Origin of the sequence: Pseudomonas sp. (assembly GCF_030696055.1) — a bacterium.
Taxonomy (GTDB): domain Bacteria; phylum Pseudomonadota; class Gammaproteobacteria; order Pseudomonadales; family Pseudomonadaceae; genus Aquipseudomonas.
Genome location: NZ_JAUYNP010000226.1, coordinates 1 through 20881, shown reverse-complemented (window position 1 = coordinate 20881; position 20881 = coordinate 1). Strand labels below are relative to the sequence as shown.

Here is a 20881-nt window from a genome sequence, read left to right as displayed (position 1 = left end):
ATACCAGCGGTATTAGAGATACCAGCGGTATTCGCGTTGATTAATTTCATTCAAAAAGGCCAGATGGTCCTGGCGTTTGTTCTCGCAATAGACCATGACGAATTCCTCGCCCAGGCCTGCATTCACCGCCGAGCTGTCACGCATCTGGCGCACGGCTTCGAGCATGTCCTTGGGGAAGTCGATACCGCTGGCGCGGTCGTCATTCAGCGGAGCGATCGGCTCGCGGCGCGCCTCCAGGCCCTGCTCGATGCTGACCAACAGCGCCGCCAGAACCAGATAAGGGTTGGCGTCGGCGCCGGGCAGGCGGAACTCCAGGCGCAGGTTGCGCTCATCGGATTCGGGAATGCGCACGCAGGCGTCGCGGTCTTCATAGCCCCAGCTGGCCTTGCTCGCCGAGTTGACCATGGCGCCGAAGCGGCGGTAGCTGTTGTGATTCGGCGCGTAGATCGGCATCAGCTGCGGCAGCAGATCGAGGCAACCGGCCACGGCATGGCGTAGCGGTTGCTGCTGCTCCTTGGCCAGCAGGTTGTGGCCGGCTTCGTCGTACAGGCTGACGTGGATATGCATGCCGCTGCCCGGATATTGCAGATAGGGCTTGGCCATAAAGCTGGCGCGCTGGCCATGCTTGAGCGCCACACCGCGGGTGCTGCGGCAGAACAGCGCCGACCAGTCGGCGGCCTGCAGCGGATCATGGCAGTGGGCAAAGTTGATCTCGAACTGGCCCGGGCCCAGTTCGGCGGTAATCACCGTGGCCTCGATGCCCTGCTCGCGGGCGGTCTCGGTCATGTCATCGAGCACTTCGCTAAAACGCGACAGGCGCTCGATATGCATATTCGGCTGATCGTCGGCGTCGCCGCTCAAGGCGTCGCGGGGGAACTGCGGCAGGCCCTCCTTGAGCGCCTTGTCGAACAGGTAGAACTCCAGCTCGAAGGCCACCACCGGGCGAATGCCCTTGCGCGCCAGGCGCTCGACCACCTTGGCCAGCACTTCGCGCGGCTCGAATTCGATGGGCGCATGGGTGCCGTCTGAGCTGATCAGCATCTGCCCCAGGGGCTGATTTTCCCAGGTCACCGGCTTCAGGGTGCCGGGAATCAGGCGCCGCGGTGCATCCGGGTCGCCGTCATGGAAGCAGTACTCACCGATTTCATAGAGGCCGCCCTGGGCCCCCAGCAGTACGCAGTTCTGCGGCAGCTTGAGGGCGCTGCCGGCGGCGACCTTCTCCAGCATCTCGATGGGGTAGCGCTTGCCGTAGAAGTGCCCGGGAATGTCCAGGCAGATCAAGTCGACGAAACGCACCTCGGGATGGCGTTGGCGGAAGGCACGGACCTCATTGAGCAGGTCGGTACTGGAGGCTGTCATTGTTATAAATCCTTGGTCAGGGGGTGTGGCAAATCAGTTGTAAACCCAGAGCACCCGGGCGGGCTTGTCGCTCTGGTTGGCGTAGCGGAAACGGGCATAGCTGGCGACCTGAAAGGCATCGCCCGGATACAGGGTGGCGCACTCCTCGTCCTCGCCGAGCCACAGGCACAGCTCGCCTTCGAGCACATAGCCGCCCTGTTCGGAGCGGTCGCTCATCTGCCGCTCGCCGCTGCTGGCGCCGGGTTCCAACAGGCTTTCGAGCATATTGAAGGCGCCGTGCATATTCGGTGAGGTGAGGATGTCGGTGATGCCGTCGGCGAAATACAGGGTGCGCCGCTCGCCCGGGCGGGTGACCCAACGCAGCGCGCGGGGCTTGCCCAGGCTGTAGAAATAGGTGGTGGGCACATCCAGCGCCTCGCTGATGGCGGTGAGGTCGGCCACGGTCGGCCGCGACAGGCCGCGCTCGACCTGGGACAGGAAGCCCACCGAACGGCCGATACGTTCGGCCAGGTCGCTCAGGGTCATCTTCTTGTGCTTGCGCAGGTCGTGGATAAGGATGGCCAACGCAGCCATTTCTTCTTGCTTGTCCATGACAGCTCCCGAATCAAATAAAGTCACGTAGGCGGTACCAGGCCTTGCCCGCAGCTTCCAGCGGCGCGGCCAGCAACTCGCCACCGGGGAACTGCGGATTGCGCAGGCTCTGGTACAGCTCCAGCTCCTCGGCGTCGCCGAGAATGGCATCCGCCACCGCCCTTGCCGCCGCCAGGGTCGGCAACACACCGTGACCGGAATAGCCCTGCAGCCAGTAACGGTTGTCCGCACCGCCGATATCCGGGGTGCGGTGCAGGCTGATATCCAGATGCCCGCCCCAGGAAAACTCGATGGGCACCCCGGCCAGTTGCGGGAACACCCGCTCGATAAAGGGCCGGGTGGCCGCGGCGATATCCTTGGGCAGGCCGCCCAGGTAGGTGCAGCCGCCGCCGAACAGCAGGCGGTGGTCCGGGGTGCGGCGGAAGTAATCCAGCACAAACTGGTTGTCGGTGACGCAGCTGTTGCGCGGCAACAACGCCTCGGCCTGGGCCGGGTCCAGCGGCGCGGTGGCCACCTGGTAGTTGCCCACCGGCAGGATGCGCCCCGCCAGTTGCGGGTCCAGCTTGTCGATATAGGCATTGCAGGCCAGCACCAATACCTCGGCCTGCACGCTGCCGGCGGCGGTAGTGAGGTGATAGCCATCAGCCCCACGGTGATAACTGAGCACCCGGCTCTGCTCGTGAATCACTCCGCCGGCGCGCTGGAAAGCATCGGCCAGGCCCAGGGCCAATTTCAGCGGATTGAGATGGCCACCCAGAGGATCATAGAGACCAGCCTGATAGCGCTCGCTGGCCACCCAGCTGCCAAGCTGTTCGCGGGGGATAAATTGCAGCTGGTCATGGCCCCACTTGTGCGCGGCATGTTCCTGCCACTCGTGCAGCATGGCCACCCGCCGCGGCATCACCGAGGTCCACAGATGGCCGGCGCGGTAGTCGCAGTCGAAGCCATGGCGCTGCGGCAGCGCGCGGATCTCATCGGCGGCCCAGCGCATGCCATCCCACAGGCGGCGTGCGCGTTCCAGGCCGAGGGCCCGCTCCAGCGGCGGCATATCGCAGGACCAACCGAGAATCGCCTGGCCGCCATTGCGCCCGGATGCGGCCCAGGCCACCCGGCTAGCCTCCAGCAGCACCACGCGCTTGCCGGCCTGAGCCAGACGCAGCGCCGTGTGCAAGCCACTGAAACCGGCACCCACCACCGCTACGTCATAGCGCTGCGCGCCTTGCAGCGGCGCGTATTCACGCAGCTGGTCACGGCAACTGTGGGCGTAGTAGGTATCCAGATGCTGCTGGGATTGCTTGAACATCAAAGCCTCATGAAATTACATTTATGTAATTTCATGAAAAGCTACAGCAATAATTTCATGCGGGCAAGCAACTGTCGTCCTACAAGCCCATCTGCTTGCTGATGATCTCGTTCATGATTTCCCGCGAGCCGCCGCCGATCGACAGGATGCGGCTGTCGCGGTACAGGCGCTCCACCAGGCTTTCCCTCATATAGCCCATGCCGCCCATGATCTGTACCGCGTCATAGGTCAGGCGGTCGGCGATATCGGTGGCGAAGTTCTTGGCCATGGAGATTTCCTTGATCACGCTTCGGCCTGCGGCCATCTTCGCCGCCTGGCGGTAGGTGAATTCGCGCGACACCTCCAACTGGGTGGCCATCTCGGCCAGGCGATGCTTGAGCACCTGGAACTTGCCGATCGGCTTGCCGAACGCCTCGCGCTCCCGTGCCCATTTCAGCGACTCCTCCAGCGCCAGCTGCGCGGTCATATTGGCCATAAGCGCCAGAGACAGACGCTCGGCCTGGAAGTTGGCCATGATGCAGGCGAAGCCCATATTCTCCGCGCCGATCAGGTTTTCCACCGGCACCAAGCAGTCATCGAAGAACAGCTCGGCGGTATCCGAGGCCCACCAGCCCATCTTCTTCAGCTTGCGGCCGACGCTGAAGCCCGGCGTGCCCTTCTCGATCAGCAACAGGCTGACGCCGCCGAAACCCTCACCGCCGGTGCGCACCGCCACCGTGTAGTAGTCGGCGCGCACGCCGCTGGTGATAAAGGTCTTGCTGCCGCTCACGCGGTAGAAGTCGCCATCGCGCACCGCTCGGGTTTTCAGATTGGCCACATCGGAGCCGCCGGAGGGCTCGGTCACCGCCAGCGCCATGATCTTCTCGCCGGAGAGTACCTGCGGCACCACCCGCTCGCGCAGCGACGGCTTTGCCCATTTGACTATGGGCGGCAGGCCGATATCCAGGGAACCGAGCCCCGCCACCAGACCGCCGGAGCCGCTGCGCATCAGCTCTTCGCTGGCCGCCACCTTGGCGAACACATCGCCTTCATGGCTACCGCCGAATTGCTCCGGATAACCTATGCCGAGGATGCCCGCGGCGCCGGCCTTGAGATAGAGCTCCCGGGGAAACTCCTCGGCCTCCTCCCAATCATCGATATGCGGCAGGACCTCGCGCTCAACGAAACGCCGCACCGAATCGCGGACCAGTTGGTGGGAGTCGTCGAAATAGTCCTGGAAGGCAGCCATAAGGTATTCCCGCTGAGGTTTCAAGGAAATTACCAAGCGCTTGCTTGGCTTACAAGGCGAGAATTACGCCATATACCAGGACGATAGGACGCTGCCCCTCCTTAGCGGAGTGCAGAAGCAGGCCTGCATTCAATTGGCATGGAGGTAGTTGGCGCGCTAAATTAACCGCTCTTTTTCTTGCTGCCCGAGTCCGCCATGGCCAAGCCCGACACCTGCCCTGCACTGCAACTGGACAACCAGCTGTGCTTCGCCCTGCACTCCACCTCGCTGCTGATGACCAAGGTCTATAAACCCTTGCTGCAAGCCCTCGGCCTGACCTATCCGCAGTACCTGGCGATGATGGTGTTGTGGGAGACCGATGGCATCACAGTGGGCGAGATCAGCGCACGCCTGCTGACCGATCCGGGTTCTGTGACGCCTCTGCTGAAACGCCTGGAGGCCGAGGGCCTACTCAAGCGCATCCGCAGCAGCCTGGATGAGCGGGTCGTCGAGCTGTATCTCAGCGACAAGGGCCGCGCCCTGCGCGAACAAGCGAAAAACATTCCCAACTGCATAGTTGCGGCCAGCGGCCAGCCGCTTGAACAGTTGCTGGCCCTCAAAGAGCAGCTGCTCGAACTGCGTAGCAGCCTGCAACAGACCATCTAAGCGCTTATGACAAAAAACCTTGGCCTTTATCGCTAAAGATTCGATTATTTTACTTGCGCGCATAACACGTGCGCAATAGAGTTCGCCCCATCGAATTAGTTAGCGCGCAATATTTTACTGCAGCGCTAAATATTCGGAACACTGCTGTTCGGCAGAGCCTGCCGAACAGGTCGCCACTTACAGCCTTTAGAGGAATTTAAAATGTCGATTGAACACGTTGCATACCGCGCCTACGCAGAAGCCACCGGTGGTCGTGACGGCCGCGCCATCTCTTCAGACGGCGTACTCGATGTCGCCCTGAGCACCCCGAAAGAGCTCGGCGGGGCCGGTGGCCAGGGCAGCAACCCCGAGCAGTTGTTCGCCGCCGGCTATTCGGCCTGCTTTATCGGTGCCATGAAGTTCGTCGCCGGCCGCGACAAGCTGGCGCTCCCCGCCGACCTCTCCATCGAAGGCGTGGTCGGTATCGGCGCCATCCCCAACGGCTTCGGTATCGAAGTCGAACTGCGCATTAGCCTGCCAGGCATGGATCGCACCCAAGCACAGACCTTGATCGAACGTGCGCACCAGGTGTGCCCTTACTCCAACGCCACCCGCGGCAATATCGACGTAACCCTGACCCTGCTCGATTAGCTCCAGATTTCGCCACTGGCCAGCCAGTGACTATTGGCGCAATAGCCAGAGCCCAAGCCGCCTCGCTCAGCTAGCGGGGCGGCGATAAAAGCTTCCCAGCGCAGCGCAACGCCCCTGTGCGGTCTGGCCAGAGCAAGAAATAACGTCTTACCTGCGACAAAAACACAATGAATTAACGGCAATACCAGCACGCGGCGTAAAAACGGCCTAGAATGCTCAAGCTGAACAGCAGTTATCAGCAAAACCGCATAGGTGCTATGAGCTTTCAGGCACCGCAATTCGTATCGATTTAAGAGAAACATCATGGCTAATCGCGAAACTGGCACCGTCAAATGGTTCAACGATGAGAAGGGCTTCGGCTTCATTACCCCGGCTAACGGCGGCGATGATCTGTTCGTGCACTTCAAAGCAATCCAGAGCGACGGTTTCAAAAGCCTGAAAGAAGGCCAAACCGTTACCTACGTGGCCGCTCGTGGTCAGAAAGGTATGCAAGCTGAAGAGGTTCAGGTGGCCTAAGCCTCTGACCTGTTCAAGATAAGCCCCGCAGATGCGGGGCTTATTCTTTGTGGCGACTAAACAGCTAAAGCGCTCAGCAACCCCAATAAGTTTCGCCGCAAAAAGACGCTACGCCCTCTCGCACAGCTCACCGGCTTGCCGCTTGATCTCCGCTAATCCCCCGCACCAATAGGTCTCGACAAGATGTCGCTCAGCCGCGATCTTGGCCGTCCCAAATAAGCGATAGCGGAAACCCGACGCTGCATCTATTCAGGCGCAGACAGGGGAAAAGCCGCGACGTGTCGTTCGCGAAAATTGAGCTCGGCACAGGGCTAGCGGTAGTCGCGCACTTACAACTGAATCGGCCGACGCCCGGCAATCGAGTGGGCCAGGGTGCCGCCATCGACCAATTCCAGCTCGCCTCCCAGCGGCATGCCGTGGGCGATACGCGAGGCAATTAGGCCCTTATTGGCCAGTAGCTGAGCGATGTAATGCGCGGTCGCCTCGCCTTCCACAGTCGGGTTGGTGGCCAGTATCACTTCGCTGAAACTGCCGGCGGCGATACGCGCCAACAACTCGGGAACGCCAATGGCTTCCGGCCCCAACCCATCGAGCGGGGACAGATGCCCCTTGAGCACGAAGTAGCGCCCGCGATACCCGGTATGCTCCACCGCATACACATCCATCGGCCCTTCCACCACGCAGAGCAGGCTGTCATCGCGGCGCGGATCGAGGCACAACTGGCATACCTCATCCTCACTCAGGCTGCGGCACTGCTTGCAGTGCCCCACCCCCTCCATCGCCTGAGTCAGCGCCTGCGCCAGACGCATGGCACCCGATCGATCGCGCTCGAGCATCTGCAAGGCCATGCGCTGGGCAGTCTTCTGCCCCACACCCGGAAGGATGCGCAAGGAGTCGATCAGTTGACGGATCAGCGGGCTGAAGCTCATGGGGATACTCGATGGCAACTAAGACTTAGCTTTTGACTGATTGGCACACCCCAACGACCCAGGGGTGATCAGACAGCGTGCAGGGCAAGGCGCAGGCAGGCATGGGCAGCGGAGTTTACTGGCTGTAAATGAGCATGCCCGTGCCTGCTGGCAACGCAGTCATGTGCGCTGGCTGGACGCCCCGTATCAGAAGGGCATTTTGAAGCCAGGAGGGAGCTGCATCCCCGCCGTCATACCGGACATCTTGTCCTGGCTGTTCTGCTCGACCTTGCGCACCGCATCATTGATCGCCGCGGCTATCAGGTCTTCGAGGATTTCCTTGTCTTCCTGCATCAGGCTGTCATCCAGACTGACGCGCTTGACGTCATGGCGACCGGTCATCACCACGCTGACCAGGCCGGCACCGGATTGACCTGTCACTTCGGCGTTCGCCAGCTCTTCCTGCATCTTCTGCATTTTTTCTTGCATCTGCTGGGCCTGCTTCATCAGGCCGGCCATGCCACCTTTCATCATGGTGTTGTCCTCGGTAATCAGGGGTTAACTGGAGTATCGATTGAAATATCCAGGGGTTCGATGCTGTCCGCGCGGATCACCGCGGCGAACTGCTGAATCATTTGCTGTACCAGCGGATCGTTATGGATCGCGGCTTCAGCTTCGCGCTGGCGGTTGGCGCGTTTGCTCGCAGCCGCCTGGGCCGGGGTTTCCTGTTCGGGCTTGCACAACTCAATCTGCAAGCTGAGCTCACGCCCATGGTACTGATTGAGGGCGTCATTCAGGCGGCGTTGCTGGGTGGTGTTGAACAAGGCGCTGTGACCTGGGTCCAGGTGCAGCAGCCAGTTGTCACCTTCCACCGCCATCAAGGTGCAGTTGGCACCAATGCTACCGGTCATGCCCGACAGCCCCAGCTTGGGGAACAGCTCCAACCAGTCGGCAGCCAGGCCAGTAGCGGGCTGTGCAGCCGGCAGAACGTCCGGTTCGGCAGATTGCTCGGCCTCTGCCGCGTCAAAATCATAGTCGAACGACTCGGCGTCCATCTCCACATAGTCGTAGTCACCCAGAGGCGGCTCATCATCCTCCGCATCGACTGGCGGCGCACTCTCGACAGGCTGCGGTACTGCGGTTTCAAGCGGCGCTTGAAGTACCGGTGACTCGGCAGATACAGGTGGCGCGACTGGCACCTCTGCCACCTCGACGACCACAGGGCCGGCCGGCTCTTCCCAGGGCAGGTCCACAATTTCGGCAGCAGCCTGCGTCTGAGCCGGTGCGGCTGCAATCGGTGGCGCAGCAAGCGGTATGGCGGGCTCTGGCTCAACAGGAGCGTGAGCTTCGCTAACAACAGGGGCCTGAGGCAGCGCAGTTGCAATAGGCGTCGCTACCGGCACAGGCTGCATGGCAACGGCTGGTGCTGACGCGAGCGCAGCCACAGTCGCAACGACCGGCGCAGCCATAGCCGCGCCGGCCACTGGGTTGGAAGCGGGATCAGCAGTGGCCTGACTAATCCCCAGCGGCTTTAGCGCCACCCTGGGTACAGCGTCGCTATCCGCCGGGCGGAACGCCAGCATGCGTAGCAGCACCATCTCGAAGCCGCTGCGCGGGTCCGGCGCCAGGGGCAAATCGCGCCGGCCGATCAGGCCCATCTGGTAATAGAACTGCACGTCTTCGCCAGGCAGCACCTGGGCCAGTTCGAGCACTCGCTCACGATCGCCCTGGCCGTTGTCCACCGCCTCGGGCAAGGCCTGGGCAATAGCCACGCGGTGCAATACGTTGAGCATCTCCGACAGCACGCCATTCCAGTCCGGCCCCTGCTCGGCCAGATGGCGCACGGCCTCGATCAAGCCGCGCGCATCGCCCGCCAGCAAGGCATGCAGCACGCCATAGACCTGACCATGATCGAGGGTGCCGAGCATGGCGCGCACGTCGGCGGCCAATACCTTACCCTCACCGAAGGCAATCGCCTGGTCGGTCAGGCTCAAGGCATCACGCATGGAGCCATCGGCGGCGCGGCCGAGCAGCCACAGCGCATCAGCTTCAAAGGGGATATTTTCCGCAGCCAGCACATGGCCGAGGTGATCGACCACCCGCTCCGGCGGCATATTCTTCAAGGAAAACTGCAGGCAGCGCGAGAGCACAGTAACCGGCAACTTCTGCGGATCTGTAGTGGCCAGGAGGAATTTAACGTGGGGTGGCGGCTCTTCCAGGGTCTTCAACAAGGCGTTAAACGAGCTGGTGGAGAGCATGTGCACTTCGTCGATCAGGTAGACCTTAAAGCGTCCGCGGCTCGGCGAGTACTGCACGTTATCCAGCAATTCGCGGGTGTCTTCCACCTTGGTGCGGCTGGCGGCGTCGACCTCGATCAGGTCGACAAAGCGCCCCTCATCGATCTCCTTGCACACAGAACAAACGCCACAAGGCGTCGAGCTGATCCCGGCTTCACAATTCAGGCACTTGGCGATGATCCGCGCGATGGTGGTCTTACCCACCCCGCGGGTACCGGTAAACAGGTAGGCGTGGTGCAGCCGCTGGCTATCGAGCGCGTTGATCAGCGCCCGGAGCACATGGGTCTGGCCAACCATTTCGCTGAACGAGCGCGGACGCCACTTGCGTGCAAGAACCTGATAACTCATCGAAACCCGTCACGAGAGGAAAGCTAAAGTGGGCTAATCCTAACGGAGCATGGGGCAAATTGCATCCGACCGACCACCCAGTAATAGCCAGGCAGACTGCCGGGTGAAAATTTAACTGGCTAAATAATAGCCAACCACTTACTATCCGCCGCGTTAGTACCACGCTGTAAGTCAATTAGGCCTTCTGGCCCCCTCGCTGGTATCCAGGTAAAGAGCGCATCCGCCCCATCAAGCGATGCCGTACAGCTCTCTGCCACGACCCCAACCTGCTGACTGATCTGGCCGTCTCGCGCAAGCGCTGACTCAGCCCGCCTCCGAAGTACCGACCCGCAGAAAACCCATACTGGGAACTTTTGCGCGCAGTCCCGCTCCGATCTGATACATGCACCGACCACTTGGTCGACAGCCTGGAGCTTTATTCAGCGCAATGATGCGCACGTTGTTTTAGGAACACCCAAAAAATGCATACTCAACACCAAATTCAGGATGCCATTCGCACCCTCGCCAGCGCATTTGCGCCCTTAGATTGCCGAATCATGGCCGCCCGCAAAGGCAGCTTCAGCTTCACCATCGTCAATCACGCGGGCATTGCCCAGCACAGCCAGCGCCTGTATCCCGGCCAATACAGCGGCGCTCACTTGCAGCAAGTGATCGAGCGCGCCCGCCAATCGCTGGCGGCCTGACCGAGCCAACAGGCGAACCATTCAGCCATTTCGGGGTCTGAACCAATCACCCCCAGGATGGAGCAAGGTCATGGATAGCATTAATCAGCAACTCGTCGAGCAACTGTTCGCCCCCTTGCGTGTAACCTTCAGCCCACCGCGCCCAGATGGCGGCATCGTGCTCTCCCTGCTCGACGCTGCTGATGTCACCGCCTACAGCCGCGTGCTTAGCGCAGCCCAACGCACTGACGCACAAGCCTTTGCGCAAAGCCTCGAGGATATCCGCCTGGAGCTGGCCGTGCGCTCCGGCAGCATCCCGGCAGATATGCGCAAAGCGCTGAAAGAACAGGACAGCGTGCTCAGCTACCACCCAGCCTGAAGCGCAGCCCTGAAAACAGCCTCGCCGAACGGCGGGGCTTTTTATGGCCTGCCATCCCTGGCGGCCACCCTACGGGCCGTCGCTACGCGACGTTAAAAATGGCTCCAGGCAATTTTTTATTGCGCACGATAAGTTTCGGCCCGCGAAGAGCCGCAAGCTTGGCGCAGAGATCACTGGATGGTTTTTCAAGACAACCCGAACGGGTCTAAAGATGGAGGCGACCCCACCAGCCACACCCCGGCACACAATGTCACCGCTGCGGCTGCTCCCTTCCAGGCCTGACCGGGTTCACGGCTGATCGTTGCGGGGGGACCGGCAGGGCCACCATAACGCTACCCGCCTTGCAGCGAGCCGCGCCATTGTACCGGCTTGAATTGAACTTACAACTGCTTCAAGCACTTAGCGCGGCAAAACCCTGGCGAAAGGGAATTTTCGCTTGGCTGACGAATCCGCAACAGCTCGCGACCGCCTCCAAGTCGTGCCGCACGGAGAAATTCGCAGTACCCTGTGCGCGGTTTGCAAAACACTTAGCCTTCATTCAAGGAGCAACAACATGGCCATGACCAAAGACCAATTGATCAGCGATATCGCCGAAGCCACCGACACTCCGAAAAACACCATTCGCGCCGTGCTCGAACAACTTAGCGAGATCGTCAGTGACGCCCTGGAAAACGGTGACGAAATCACTCTGCCTGGCATCGGTAAGCTGAAAGTCAGCGAGCGTCCAGCCCGCACCGGCCGCAACCCACAGACCGGCAAAGCCATCGAAATCGCCGCGAAGAAAGTCGTCAAATACGTTCCCGCCAAAGCGCTGAGCGACGCCATTAACTGATCGACGTCAGCAGCGTCAACGCATAGAAAGCGGGGTGTCCGCTGCGCTGCTGGACGATAGGGCGACAGCGAAAACCTGTAGGAGCGAGCTTGCTCGCTAAGCTTTGCAGCCGCACCGCCCCTTCGCCCAAGCTGGCTCCTACAGAGACTCGAACATTGCATACCCTGAAGAAGCGGGCCATACCCGAGATTGCAACTCAAAAGCTTCGCGACTAAAGCCCCTCCCCATACAAACCCGCCGGCATCCACCTGCTCACTGTGCTACAGGTTCATCCTGTGGGGCGACGGCAACTGAGTCCGGCTTACCACCCATCTGACGAATCCGCCTGATCTGCTGAACCCGGTTGAGGTTTTCCCAGGCCATATCGTAATGCGCCGGAGACTGCTCGATCGCGCTGCGGAAGAACTGCTCGGCCACATCCAGCTTGCCTTCGATCAGCGAGATATAGCCGACATCATTGCTGGCCTCGGCGCTGTTCTCGACCTGCTCGAAGGCAGAGATCGCTTCCTCATAACGCCCCGTGCGCGCCAGCAGTAAAGCGTAGTTGCGCCACAAAGGTTTGTAGTTGGAGTCGTAAGCCATGCCTTGCTGATAAGCGCGCTCGGCCTCCTCCCAACGCCCGGCCAGGTAGTAGGAATAGCCCAGGCTGTTCTGCACCAGGGCCGAACGCGGGTCGATCTGTATGGCCAGTCGGTAATAAGCCTCGGCCTTGGGGAAATCGTTGCGCAAGTCAGCCAGCACCCCAAGGCCGTTGTAAACCTTGAGAGGGGACTGACTATCCACCTTCAGGCTCGCCACATCGACCGGTCCAGCTTCAGCCGCAGAGCCCCCCAAACGCTTCTGGTCCAGACCCACGGCCTTGCCGAGCATCTCCACGGCTCCGTCGTGGCGACGCATGGCCAGATTCAGCAGCCCCATCTCGGTCAACGCATTGAGGTTATCTGGAGCGCTGTTCAGCACATCGGCGAACGCCATTTCGGCCAACTGCTGGTTGCCGCGCTCCCGGTGAATACGCCCGGCCCACACCAGCGCATCGTAACGTTTGGGGTCCAGTTCTATGGCACGCAGGTATTGATACAGCGCCTGGTCCAGATCCCCTGCCTGGTAGGCCGCATCGGCAATCTGCATGGCCTGTTCCGGCGAGCTGATGTCCTTCTGCACCTGATAGAGCACGGAGCGGCTACCGTTGTAGAGGCCCGATCGGCTATTCACTTCCCCAGCTTTCTCCGGCCCCATGCTCTGACACCCCGACAACACGGCCATTATGGCTACCAGCGGACCAATCCTATTCATGTCATAGCTTCCCGAATGCTTTAAACACCCCAATAAGTGCAGGACCTATGGCCACTAGGAAAAAGCTCGGCCACAGGCACAAGGTTAGTGGGAATATCAGCTTGGTGCCGATTTTCGCCGCCTTCTCCTCGGCAAGCTGGGTACGCCGGTCGCGAAACTCTTCGGCATAGATACGCAGGGTCGCGGCGACACTGGTGCCGAATCGAATGCTCTGCGCCAGCAAGCTAACCAGCCCGCGAATGTCCTCCAACCCGGTGCGTTCGGCCAGGTGCTTGAGCGCTTCGGCACTGGGGATACCGGCACGGATTTCCGCATTGACCAGGGCTAGCTCCAAGGCCAACTCCGGCTGGCTGACCGCCATTTCGTCGGCCACCCGCTCGATGGCCTGGGGCAAGGCCAGGCCCGACTCCACGCAAACCACCATCAGGTCTAGGGCATCGGGGAAGGCTACGAGCAGCCGAGTCATCCGAGCCTCTTTACGCTTGCCGACATAGATGGCCGGCGCCAGCCAGCCCACACCGACCGTCGCAATCACCAGCGCGATGCCCATGAACAGGGACAGCTTCGGGATAAACGGCACCGCCAGCAGCGCAAGACCCAACAGTATCAGCGGTGACAGCAGGCGGATCGCCCAGTACATCTGCACCGCGGCGGGCGTGCGATAACCCGCATGCGCCAACAGGGTTCGGGTGGTCGAAGCCTGCCCCTGTTCACCGGAGGTGAAGCGCTGGCCCACCTGCTCCAGCATCAGTTGCAGGTTGCTTGGCGCCTCCGCCCCATACCCGCCTCCGGCATGGCCGCGCTTAATCAGGCTAAGGCGGCGCTGCACCGGATCCTGCAAGCCCAACACCAGCAATACCAGGGTGGCAGCAGCAAGTACGGCGCTCAAACCGATGGCGCCGACGAACAATAAACGCGCCAGCTCCTCGTCGCCCACCACTCGATGGATCAGACTTAGCAGATAGTCCATAGCGCATACCTCATCGACAGCTGATGCAGCTTAAACCTGAATCTGAATGATTTTACGTATCCAGAAAATCCCCACCACCATGGCACCGAAAGCCGCTGTAGCGAGCTTCTGGCCTACCGGTTCCTTGATCAATATAGGAATGTATTCTGGAGTCGTAACCATAATCAGTATGGTCAGTACAAAGGGAACAGATACCAGCACCCAAGCCGACATCCTTCCTTCAGCCGACAACGTCTTGACCTTGCGCTGAAAGCGGAAGCGCCCACGAATCAGGCTACTTAAACGTTCCAGCACCTCGGTCAGATTGCCGCCGGTCTCGCGATGGATAAGCACCGAGGTGATCAACATCATCACCGTCATGCTCGGCATCCGCTCCAGCAGGCCGAGCATGGCCCGGCGCACGTCATTGCCATAGTTGATATCGGCGAACGTCAGGCCAAACTCGTGGGCCACCGCGCCCTTATGCTCCTCGGCTACCAGGCGCAGCGTCTCGTTGAACGGATGCCCGGCACGCAAGGCACGGCACATGGCATCCAGAGCATCCGGTAGGCCCTCCTCGAACTGGGCGAAACGTTTGCCGCGGTCGCGAGATAACTTCAGCAACGGCACCCAGAACACCGCCAAGGCCACCGGCAGCGCCACCCACCAGAGTTGCGTGAACAACCACAGCAGAATGCCCGCCGCCGCCGCCAGAACCAGCCCCAGCAACAGAACCCGGTAGGCGCGGTAGTTATGCCCGGCCTGCTCGATCATCTGCGCCAGGGCCTCCATGGCGGGTAACTGCTCCAGGCTGACCTCCAGTGGCGACAGGCGCTTCAGGTACTTCTGGCGCAGCACCGTCTGCATATTCGGCAGGTTGCTGGCCCGCTCGACTACGTGCAGTCGAGCACGAATCCGCTTGCGCACCCGACTCGCCTCGCCAAACACCGGCACCACCAGCCCCTGGCTGAGGAGGAACACCGCGGTGAACACCATACCGAGAAAGGCCAGGATGAACTCACTGGGGATCTGGCTCATGACTGCCCCTCCATCCATTCCGGGCGGAACAGATTAAGAGGCAGCTCGATACCGCGTTTGGCCATCACATCGCGAAAGGCCGGCACCATGCCGGTGGGTCGGTACTCGCCGAGTACTTCGCCGTGTTCGCCCATGCCGCGCCGAACGAACGAGAAAATTTCGGTCATGGTGATGATTTCACCTTCCATGCCGTTGATCTCCTGCACGCTGACCAGGCGTCGTTTGCCATCCTCCTGACGCTCCAGTTGGATCACCACGTCGATGGCCGAGGCGATCTGCTGGCGCAGGGCCTTGATCGGGAAAGTCGCGCCGGTCATGGACACCATATTCTCGACCCGCCCCAGGGCATCACGCGCGGTGTTAGCGTGGATGGTGGTCAGCGAGCCGTCGTGGCCGGTATTCATCGCCGTCAGCATGTCCAGCGCCTCGGCGCCGCGCACCTCACCGATAACGATGCGGTCCGGGCGCATGCGCAGACTGTTGCGCACCAGCTCGCGCTGGCCCACCTCGCCGCGCCCCTCGATATTCGGTGGGCGAGTTTCCAGGCGCACCACATGGGGTTGCTGCAGTTGCAGCTCGGCCGAATCCTCAATGGTGACGATGCGCTCGTTATGCGGAATAAAGCTGGACAGCACATTGAGCATGGTGGTCTTACCGCTGCCGGTGCCGCCGGAAATCAGTACATTCAACCGCCCGCGGACGATGGCCTTGAGCATCAGGGCGATGGCCGGAGTCAGGGTGCCCATCTGCACCAGGCTGTCGGTATTGAGCAAGTCCACCGCGAAGCGGCGGATCGATATGCTCGGCCCATCGATGGCCAGGGGCGGGATGATGGCGTTAACCCGCGAGCCGTCCTTCAGGCGCGCATCCACCAGCGGCGAGGACTCGTCGATACGCCGGCCCAGGTTGGAAACGATGCGGTCGATAATATTCAGCAAATGCTGGTCGTCGCGAAAACGCACATCGGTCTTCTGCAACTTGCCGAAGCGCTCGACGTACACCGAGGCATGCCCATTGACCAGGATGTCGGACACGCTATGGTCGGCCAGTAGCGGCTCCAGTGGCCCTAAGCCGAGCACTTCATCGGTGATCTGCTTGATGACCAGCTGGCGGCTGGCGGCACTCACCGGGGCGGAATGGTCATCCAACAAACGCTGGCAAATATCGCGGATCTGCCGCACGGCATCGGCAGGCTCCAGCGTGTCCAGCAGCGACAGATCCATGACCTTGAGCAACTGCTGGTAAATCCGCTCTCGCCACTCGATCTCCATCGGCGTGAGTTGGCTCTTGGTTTCATAAAGCTCGCTCGGTGCGGAATGCTCCCAGGCCAGCATCGCCTCAGCCGGGGCCCCATTAGCATCCTGCTCGGCAGACGTCGCAGCATCAGGCTTGGCGGACTGCTGACGCAGGCGGTTACGGAATTCGCTAAGCATGCTTCACTCCCCGAATAAACGGCTGAAGGCGCGCTTCAACATGCCTTGCTCGGCGTCCGCCTGGTGACCGACCAGCTCCTGACTCAACTCATGCAGAGCGAGCGTGATAGGCGCACGCGGTGCCTGTAGGTCCAGGGGCACCCCGGTGTTCTGGCTCTGGCTGACCACCATGAAGTCATTGGGCAGCTTTTGCAGCTCCGTGCAGCGCAGCGCAACACCGATATCGTGCAAACTGATGGGCGCCGCCTTGTTGTAACGGTTGACCACCACCTGCAGATGTTCGCCTCGCACCCCCAGTTCATCGCGCAGAATGCGCGCCAGGCGGCTGGCGTCCTTGAGGTGACTGAGGCTCTGCTGCACCACTATGTAGATCCGGTCGGCCTGTTCCAGGGTGGTGCCGGTGAGGTGATCGATCTGCCGCGGCAGGTCCACCACCACCCAGTCATAGGTGCTGCGCGCCAGCTGCAACAAGGCCTCGAGTTGTTCGAGGCGCACATCCAAGGGCAGGCACAGCTCGTTCTCCCGACCGCCCAGCACATGCAAGGTGGGGCTGAAGTGGTTGCAGAAGCCGCGCAGCGCCACGCTGTCCATATCGTCGATCTGTTGCAGCACCTCGACATGGCTGTGGGTGGGCAGCACATCGAGGTAATGGGCCACGCTGCCAAACTGCAGATCCAGGTCCAACAGCAGGGTTTTGCCCTTGGCACTGAGCTGGTGGGCCAGGTTACAGGCCAACAGGGTCGCGCCAGAGCCGCCCTTGGCATTCATCACCGCCACCAGCTTGCCGCTAGTACTGCTGCTGGTGCGGGTTTCCATAAGCATACGGCTCAAGGCGGTCAGCAGTTCTTCGGCCGCCACCGGCTCCGGCAAAAAGTCGCGGGCCCCGGCCTGCATCGCCAGGCGCATGCCCTCGCGCTCGTCCAGCGGGCCACATACCAACAGCGGTGGGCGTTCATGCGCGGGGCGTTGCAACAGCGCCGCCAGTTCCTCGCGCCACAGGTGGCTGACCCGCAGCAATAAGAAGTCTGGCATCTGCTCCAGCCCGTAAAGGGGGTCGGTATGCCCATTGCTCACCAGGCGGGTGCTCACCTGCAAGCTGGATATACGCTGGGTGATGGTTTCTAGATGATGCAAAGCCGCGGCATCGCGGCTGCTGATCAATAGACGCAACCCCTGCTTGCTGGAAGAAGTGGATACGGGGGCTTCTCTGGACTTCAACATGGCGTGATCTCCGGTACTACACCCGCCTCGGCATGACGGCCGAGGCTCTCACGGGGAAGGGTCGCCCTGAACGCCGGCAGGGTGATTCCCCCACCGAATCCAGGGATCAACAACGTGAAGCTGAAATTTACGATACTGAGCTGGACATAACGCACCGAGCTGAAGCCGCTGCCGTTGTCATTAGGGTTGGCTACTATTGCTCCGTTCTCGTCCAGGTAGGTTAGGCTCAGGTCTGCGGTTTCCAGGCTACTGATCAGGTCGCTAGCGCCGCTGTCGGTTGCAGCGTTGAAAATCGCCCGGCGCAAGACCACTGGGTCGCTGATGTCGCACACCGCCGCCAGGCGCGCGCCACGCCGAGCAACCTCGTTAAGCGTGCCAACGGTGAAATACAGGCGGCCCATTTCCAGCACTCCGAACAGCAGGGTGAACAGCAGCAGGCCGATGATGGCGAACTCCACCACATACACCCCCTGCATGCGCTTTCTGTTCATCACAAAGCCCTCATGATGGTGGTCGCGACCAGCGGAATGTTCAGGGCTATCGCATCACCGAAGAAGCCCGGAATGGAACCCCCGCAATTGCCGCTGCCGATCACCGGGCAGAAGGTGAAGGTGATGCTTACCTGCACATGCTCAGCGCCCACCGAAGACACCGCCACGTCCGCGGTGGTCAGCCCCGACACCACCGGGGGGAAACCAGCCTGATTGGAAGGCACGCCATAAACCGCGACGTTTTTCGTCTGGGTCTGCAGGTCTCCACTCAACTCTATCTGCCCAAGGGTAGCGTTCCAGGCCTTGCCCGCTACAAAGCGACTGGCGTCACGACTGGCCTGCAGCAAGCTGTTGTATTGGTAGAGCATACGGCCGAACTCACCGACGGCCAGGAGCATAAGCAGCAGCAACGGCAGGACGATGGCGAACTCCACCATGGCTACCCCGCGCTGGGTCTGGGTCCGCTTGAAGGCATGACAGCTCATCACATACCTCCTAGGAGTCAGTGCTCGGCGTCCGAGTATTGTCGATATAGGTCTTGTACAGCTGGATGACCTGCGGTCCCACAGTCGGAGTAGGGCCTGGGACGTTGTCGCCTTGGCACTCCTTGACAAATTGGCCGAAGATCTGCGCCTGGTTGCCCTGCTGACTCACCGTCTGCAGCACGAAGAAGCAGCCGAAGCCCAGCACCGGCACCGAAGTTTGCCCACCAGACTCGCCATCGCAATTACCCACCACGATATTGAGCATGCGCCGCTCGAAGACCCCATTGGCCTCGCAGCCACCGGGACAATTGGCGACGCTCTGCTTCCAGTCGTTGTAGTCGAGCAGCGCCTCGGCGGAGGTGGACAGATCGCCGTTATTGGAGGTGACCTCCTGTCCCTGGTACTGCACCTGCGGCGGCGAGGTGCTGTCGTCGTAGGTCATCTTCGGCGAGCTGAAGCTAACCACCAGATCCGGCGGACAGGCTTGGGCGCTGACTGGCCCGTTGTACACACCGAAGCGGGTGTTCAGCCCCTGGGCCACCGCGCCCACTTGATTACCCGGTTCGGTCTCAACCTCCTCACCCACCGTATTGCACTGGTTGGTCCCCCCGCACAAGGCGGCGCGGATATCCGCCGCGCCGGCGTCGTCGCCCAGGCGGATCAACTGGAAGTTACCAGGCCCTATTGCCGGCTCATTGCCGGCCGCGCTTTTCAGCACTTCCAGATCGCCAAACTGGTAGCCCCAGAACATCCCATTCTCCGGGTCGTACTGGTTGGGGTCGCCACAGACCATCATGGGCACTATATCGCAGGGACTGGTGGGGCTAGGGCCGGCGGTGGCAATAGCCGCTACCTGCTTAGCGCCCAGGTTGCCATCGCCGAATGCCTGGGCGAAGTTCCAGAAGAACCCGGCTAGGGGATAGCTCGGCACCGTTACCCGCACATATCTGGAATTCAGCGGTCCAGGATAGGAGAACGGGCCATAGACGCTGGCGGCCAGCTCCACCACGGTGAAGCCAGCGATGTTGCCATCGACCGCCTCAGCCAGCTCGCCGTTACCCGAAGCGTTGGCGTTGAGCGTTAGCGTATTCAACACGGCATCCCGAGTCAGGCTGGAGGCATTGCCGCTATCCAATACCTTGCTCAAGGTCTTGGCGCCGCTCAAGGCAGCGGCATCCACAGCGTTCTGCAGACGCGTCTTGTTCAACAGCATATGGCCGCCGTCCAGCGCCAGAGCCGACATCAGCAGCATGGCTACCAGAGCTATCACGATCAGGACTATCACCGCGCCCCGCTGGCGCCCCGGCGTCGCGGTGAACGGCCGATGAAGACGGGGACTCATAGTCGTAACCCTCAGTTACCAATATTGATCTGGATCGGCTGGCCGACCTGGGCCGCATCACCGGTGACACCACGGAAGCTGTCCAACACCTTCTCGGTCAGCGGGCCATCGGTGCCGGTGGGCGAAACGTCGGTGCCCGGACTGGCGGCCACTTCCTTGTTGGCGATCTGCTGGTAGGTGGTCTGGTACACGCTATGACCCAGCGGACCGACCCGGCCCTCTTCGTAGGTCATGCAGCCGGGTAGTACGAGCAGTAACAGCGAAAGAGAAATCATGACTTTCATGGTCGTTGTCTCCAGCTGGTTGCACCTAATTGAGGTCATGGCCAAAACTGCCGCCGGTCACCCCGAGACTGACGGGGACTGCACGCCCAGGCTCACGGCCCTTGGTCTTGCCGAGCAGGTAAAAATCCAGGTCACTCGGTTCGACGAATTTTTCGGTGGGTAGCCGCACCGTTTTGGCGTCGATAGGTTTGGCGATATAGGGTGTGACTAGGATCACCAGCTCAGTTTCGCCGTTGATGAACTCCTGGCTGCGGAACAGATGGCCGAGCACCGGCACATCGCCCAGGCCGGGGAAACGGCTGAGGGAATCGCGAGTGTTTTCGCTGATCAGGCCGGCGATGGTGATGGTCTGGCCGTCGCCGAGTTCGACGGTGGACTCGGCGCTGCGCTTGGTCAGCGACGGGATAAGCTGCGCCACCCCTTCACCCAGCACGCTGTCCAGGCCGGTATCCAGCAGCAGCGAGTTGACGTTGGAAAGCTCGCTGACCGAGACATTCAGCTTGAGGTTGATCCGTCCCGAGTCGAGCACCACCGGAAGGAATTTCACCCCTACGCCGAATTCCTTGAACTCGATGGTGATGCCCTCATCCTCGGTGATCGGGATGGGGAACTCGCCACCGGAGATAAACTCGGCCTCCTGCCCGGTG

At 61.2% G+C, this 20881-nt stretch carries 24 protein-coding genes and 1 other RNA gene; 6 read left to right on the top strand and 19 right to left on the bottom strand.

Going from position 1 to position 20881, the window contains the following annotated elements:
- Positions 1-12: 12 nt before the first annotated feature.
- The 4 genes from Q8Q83_RS13440 to Q8Q83_RS13425 all read right to left on the bottom strand — a co-directional run bounded on the left by Q8Q83_RS13440 (position 13) and on the right by Q8Q83_RS13425 (position 4481).
- Positions 13-1359 carry a glutamine synthetase family protein gene (locus Q8Q83_RS13440; protein WP_305624504.1) on the bottom strand — a complete coding sequence of 449 codons (1347 nt, stop codon included), beginning with the start codon at positions 1357-1359 and terminating at the stop codon, positions 13-15.
- A 33-nt stretch (positions 1360-1392) separates the two neighbouring features.
- Entirely contained in the window at positions 1393-1950 is a 558-nt protein-coding gene (locus Q8Q83_RS13435) for a helix-turn-helix domain-containing protein (RefSeq protein WP_305624502.1), read from the bottom strand.
- A gap of 13 nt (positions 1951-1963) precedes the next feature.
- Positions 1964-3253 carry an FAD-binding oxidoreductase gene (locus Q8Q83_RS13430; RefSeq protein ID WP_305624500.1) on the bottom strand — a complete coding sequence of 430 codons (1290 nt, stop codon included), beginning with the start codon at positions 3251-3253 and terminating at the stop codon, positions 1964-1966.
- Positions 3254-3332: 79 nt separating this feature from the next.
- The gene (locus tag Q8Q83_RS13425) at positions 3333-4481 is read right to left on the bottom strand and encodes an acyl-CoA dehydrogenase family protein (protein ID WP_305624499.1); all 1149 of its coding nucleotides are present in this window, start codon (positions 4479-4481) and stop codon (positions 3333-3335) included.
- 195 nt (positions 4482-4676) lie between these two features.
- Here Q8Q83_RS13425 and Q8Q83_RS13420 point away from each other — a divergent pair, with 195 nt between their 5' ends.
- Both Q8Q83_RS13420 and Q8Q83_RS13415 read left to right on the top strand, forming a co-directional pair.
- Positions 4677-5126 (top strand): MarR family winged helix-turn-helix transcriptional regulator, encoded by a 450-nt coding sequence (locus tag Q8Q83_RS13420; protein WP_305624497.1) that lies wholly within the window; start codon positions 4677-4679, stop codon positions 5124-5126.
- Between the two features lie 201 nt (positions 5127-5327).
- Entirely contained in the window at positions 5328-5756 is a 429-nt protein-coding gene (locus tag Q8Q83_RS13415; RefSeq protein WP_305624495.1) for an organic hydroperoxide resistance protein, read from the top strand.
- On the opposite strand, the gene Q8Q83_RS13410 is transcribed toward Q8Q83_RS13415, so the two are convergent.
- Entirely contained in the window at positions 5753-6061 is a 309-nt protein-coding gene (locus Q8Q83_RS13410; RefSeq protein ID WP_305624493.1) for a hypothetical protein, read from the bottom strand. The genes Q8Q83_RS13415 and Q8Q83_RS13410 overlap by 4 nt on opposite strands.
- Between Q8Q83_RS13410 and Q8Q83_RS13405 the strand changes: the two genes are divergently transcribed.
- On the top strand, positions 6060-6272 hold the full coding sequence (locus Q8Q83_RS13405) for a cold-shock protein (protein WP_262183764.1): 213 nt from the start codon (positions 6060-6062) through the stop codon (positions 6270-6272). The two genes, Q8Q83_RS13410 and Q8Q83_RS13405, sit on opposite strands and share 2 nt — an antisense overlap.
- Positions 6273-6601: 329 nt before the next feature.
- Here Q8Q83_RS13405 and recR read toward each other — a convergent pair whose 3' ends face one another.
- From recR to dnaX, 3 genes are all read right to left on the bottom strand, one after another.
- A complete protein-coding gene (gene recR / locus Q8Q83_RS13400; protein WP_305624489.1) occupies positions 6602-7201 on the bottom strand; it encodes a recombination mediator RecR in 600 nt (199 codons plus the stop codon).
- A 186-nt stretch (positions 7202-7387) separates the two neighbouring features.
- Positions 7388-7714, bottom strand: a complete 327-nt coding sequence (locus Q8Q83_RS13395; protein WP_305624487.1) for a YbaB/EbfC family nucleoid-associated protein — start codon at positions 7712-7714, stop codon at positions 7388-7390.
- Between the two features lie 17 nt (positions 7715-7731).
- Positions 7732-9825 carry a DNA polymerase III subunit gamma/tau gene (gene dnaX, locus Q8Q83_RS13390; protein WP_305624485.1) on the bottom strand — a complete coding sequence of 698 codons (2094 nt, stop codon included), beginning with the start codon at positions 9823-9825 and terminating at the stop codon, positions 7732-7734.
- Between the two features lie 461 nt (positions 9826-10286).
- Here dnaX and Q8Q83_RS13385 point away from each other — a divergent pair, with 461 nt between their 5' ends.
- A complete protein-coding gene (locus tag Q8Q83_RS13385) occupies positions 10287-10508 on the top strand; it encodes a hypothetical protein (protein ID WP_305624483.1) in 222 nt (73 codons plus the stop codon).
- A gap of 70 nt (positions 10509-10578) precedes the next feature.
- Positions 10579-10866, top strand: coding sequence for a DUF3509 domain-containing protein (locus Q8Q83_RS13380; RefSeq protein WP_305624481.1), 288 nt, complete (start codon positions 10579-10581; stop codon positions 10864-10866).
- A 221-nt stretch (positions 10867-11087) separates the two neighbouring features.
- Here the strand turns inward: Q8Q83_RS13380 and ffs are convergent.
- An RNA gene (gene ffs / locus Q8Q83_RS13375) (signal recognition particle sRNA small type) lies at positions 11088-11184 on the bottom strand.
- 235 nt (positions 11185-11419) lie between these two features.
- On the opposite strand from ffs, the gene Q8Q83_RS13370 reads away from it, so the two are divergent.
- A complete protein-coding gene (locus tag Q8Q83_RS13370; RefSeq protein WP_305624479.1) occupies positions 11420-11698 on the top strand; it encodes an HU family DNA-binding protein in 279 nt (92 codons plus the stop codon).
- 252 nt (positions 11699-11950) lie between these two features.
- Here Q8Q83_RS13370 and Q8Q83_RS13365 read toward each other — a convergent pair whose 3' ends face one another.
- From Q8Q83_RS13365 to Q8Q83_RS13320, 10 genes are all read right to left on the bottom strand, one after another.
- On the bottom strand, positions 11951-12910 hold the full coding sequence (locus Q8Q83_RS13365) for a lipopolysaccharide assembly protein LapB (RefSeq protein WP_305624477.1): 960 nt from the start codon (positions 12908-12910) through the stop codon (positions 11951-11953).
- A gap of 82 nt (positions 12911-12992) precedes the next feature.
- A complete protein-coding gene (locus tag Q8Q83_RS13360; RefSeq protein WP_305624476.1) occupies positions 12993-13961 on the bottom strand; it encodes a type II secretion system F family protein in 969 nt (322 codons plus the stop codon).
- Positions 13962-13991: 30 nt separating this feature from the next.
- The gene (locus tag Q8Q83_RS13355; RefSeq protein ID WP_305624474.1) at positions 13992-14978 is read right to left on the bottom strand and encodes a type II secretion system F family protein; all 987 of its coding nucleotides are present in this window, start codon (positions 14976-14978) and stop codon (positions 13992-13994) included.
- A complete protein-coding gene (locus tag Q8Q83_RS13350; protein WP_305624472.1) occupies positions 14975-16411 on the bottom strand; it encodes a CpaF family protein in 1437 nt (478 codons plus the stop codon). The genes Q8Q83_RS13355 and Q8Q83_RS13350 overlap by 4 nt, the downstream gene beginning before the upstream one ends.
- 3 nt (positions 16412-16414) lie before the next feature.
- Complete coding sequence (locus tag Q8Q83_RS13345) at positions 16415-17632, bottom strand: AAA family ATPase (protein WP_305624470.1); 1218 nt, start codon at positions 17630-17632, stop codon at positions 16415-16417.
- The gene (locus Q8Q83_RS13340) at positions 17626-18123 is read right to left on the bottom strand and encodes a TadE/TadG family type IV pilus assembly protein (protein ID WP_305624469.1); all 498 of its coding nucleotides are present in this window, start codon (positions 18121-18123) and stop codon (positions 17626-17628) included. Before Q8Q83_RS13340 ends, Q8Q83_RS13345 begins: the two co-directional genes overlap by 7 nt.
- A complete protein-coding gene (locus tag Q8Q83_RS13335; protein WP_305624467.1) occupies positions 18123-18608 on the bottom strand; it encodes a TadE/TadG family type IV pilus assembly protein in 486 nt (161 codons plus the stop codon). Before Q8Q83_RS13335 ends, Q8Q83_RS13340 begins: the two co-directional genes overlap by 1 nt.
- 10 nt (positions 18609-18618) lie before the next feature.
- Positions 18619-19950, bottom strand: coding sequence for a TadE/TadG family type IV pilus assembly protein (locus tag Q8Q83_RS13330; protein WP_305624465.1), 1332 nt, complete (start codon positions 19948-19950; stop codon positions 18619-18621).
- A gap of 11 nt (positions 19951-19961) precedes the next feature.
- Positions 19962-20234, bottom strand: coding sequence for a hypothetical protein (locus tag Q8Q83_RS13325; RefSeq protein ID WP_305624464.1), 273 nt, complete (start codon positions 20232-20234; stop codon positions 19962-19964).
- 25 nt (positions 20235-20259) lie between these two features.
- The coding region (locus Q8Q83_RS13320; RefSeq protein ID WP_371132410.1) for a type II and III secretion system protein family protein at positions 20260-20881 on the bottom strand (622 nt) is incomplete at its 5' end.

Excerpts from the sequence above, each read along its gene's own strand:
- Q8Q83_RS13440 (WP_305624504.1), bottom strand. The coding sequence starts at position 1,359 with ATGACAGCCTCCAGTACCGACCTGCTCAATGAGGTCCGTGCCTTCCGC.
- Q8Q83_RS13435 (WP_305624502.1), bottom strand. The coding sequence starts at position 1,950 with ATGGACAAGCAAGAAGAAATGGCTGCGTTGGCCATCCTTATCCACGAC.
- Q8Q83_RS13430 (WP_305624500.1), bottom strand. The coding sequence starts at position 3,253 with ATGTTCAAGCAATCCCAGCAGCATCTGGATACCTACTACGCCCACAGT.
- Q8Q83_RS13425 (WP_305624499.1), bottom strand. The coding sequence starts at position 4,481 with ATGGCTGCCTTCCAGGACTATTTCGACGACTCCCACCAACTGGTCCGC.
- Q8Q83_RS13420 (WP_305624497.1), top strand. The coding sequence starts at position 4,677 with ATGGCCAAGCCCGACACCTGCCCTGCACTGCAACTGGACAACCAGCTG.
- Q8Q83_RS13415 (WP_305624495.1), top strand. The coding sequence starts at position 5,328 with ATGTCGATTGAACACGTTGCATACCGCGCCTACGCAGAAGCCACCGGT.
- Q8Q83_RS13405 (WP_262183764.1), top strand. The coding sequence starts at position 6,060 with ATGGCTAATCGCGAAACTGGCACCGTCAAATGGTTCAACGATGAGAAG.
- Q8Q83_RS13410 (WP_305624493.1), bottom strand. The coding sequence starts at position 6,061 with ATGATGTTTCTCTTAAATCGATACGAATTGCGGTGCCTGAAAGCTCAT.
- recR (WP_305624489.1), bottom strand. The coding sequence starts at position 7,201 with ATGAGCTTCAGCCCGCTGATCCGTCAACTGATCGACTCCTTGCGCATC.
- Q8Q83_RS13395 (WP_305624487.1), bottom strand. The coding sequence starts at position 7,714 with ATGATGAAAGGTGGCATGGCCGGCCTGATGAAGCAGGCCCAGCAGATG.
- dnaX (WP_305624485.1), bottom strand. The coding sequence starts at position 9,825 with ATGAGTTATCAGGTTCTTGCACGCAAGTGGCGTCCGCGCTCGTTCAGC.
- Q8Q83_RS13385 (WP_305624483.1), top strand. The coding sequence starts at position 10,287 with ATGCATACTCAACACCAAATTCAGGATGCCATTCGCACCCTCGCCAGC.
- Q8Q83_RS13380 (WP_305624481.1), top strand. The coding sequence starts at position 10,579 with ATGGATAGCATTAATCAGCAACTCGTCGAGCAACTGTTCGCCCCCTTG.
- Q8Q83_RS13370 (WP_305624479.1), top strand. The coding sequence starts at position 11,420 with ATGGCCATGACCAAAGACCAATTGATCAGCGATATCGCCGAAGCCACC.
- Q8Q83_RS13360 (WP_305624476.1), bottom strand. The coding sequence starts at position 13,961 with ATGGACTATCTGCTAAGTCTGATCCATCGAGTGGTGGGCGACGAGGAG.
- Q8Q83_RS13355 (WP_305624474.1), bottom strand. The coding sequence starts at position 14,978 with ATGAGCCAGATCCCCAGTGAGTTCATCCTGGCCTTTCTCGGTATGGTG.
- Q8Q83_RS13350 (WP_305624472.1), bottom strand. The coding sequence starts at position 16,411 with ATGCTTAGCGAATTCCGTAACCGCCTGCGTCAGCAGTCCGCCAAGCCT.
- Q8Q83_RS13345 (WP_305624470.1), bottom strand. The coding sequence starts at position 17,632 with ATGTTGAAGTCCAGAGAAGCCCCCGTATCCACTTCTTCCAGCAAGCAG.
- Q8Q83_RS13340 (WP_305624469.1), bottom strand. The coding sequence starts at position 18,123 with ATGAACAGAAAGCGCATGCAGGGGGTGTATGTGGTGGAGTTCGCCATC.
- Q8Q83_RS13335 (WP_305624467.1), bottom strand. The coding sequence starts at position 18,608 with ATGAGCTGTCATGCCTTCAAGCGGACCCAGACCCAGCGCGGGGTAGCC.
- Q8Q83_RS13330 (WP_305624465.1), bottom strand. The coding sequence starts at position 19,950 with ATGAGTCCCCGTCTTCATCGGCCGTTCACCGCGACGCCGGGGCGCCAG.
- Q8Q83_RS13325 (WP_305624464.1), bottom strand. The coding sequence starts at position 20,234 with ATGAAAGTCATGATTTCTCTTTCGCTGTTACTGCTCGTACTACCCGGC.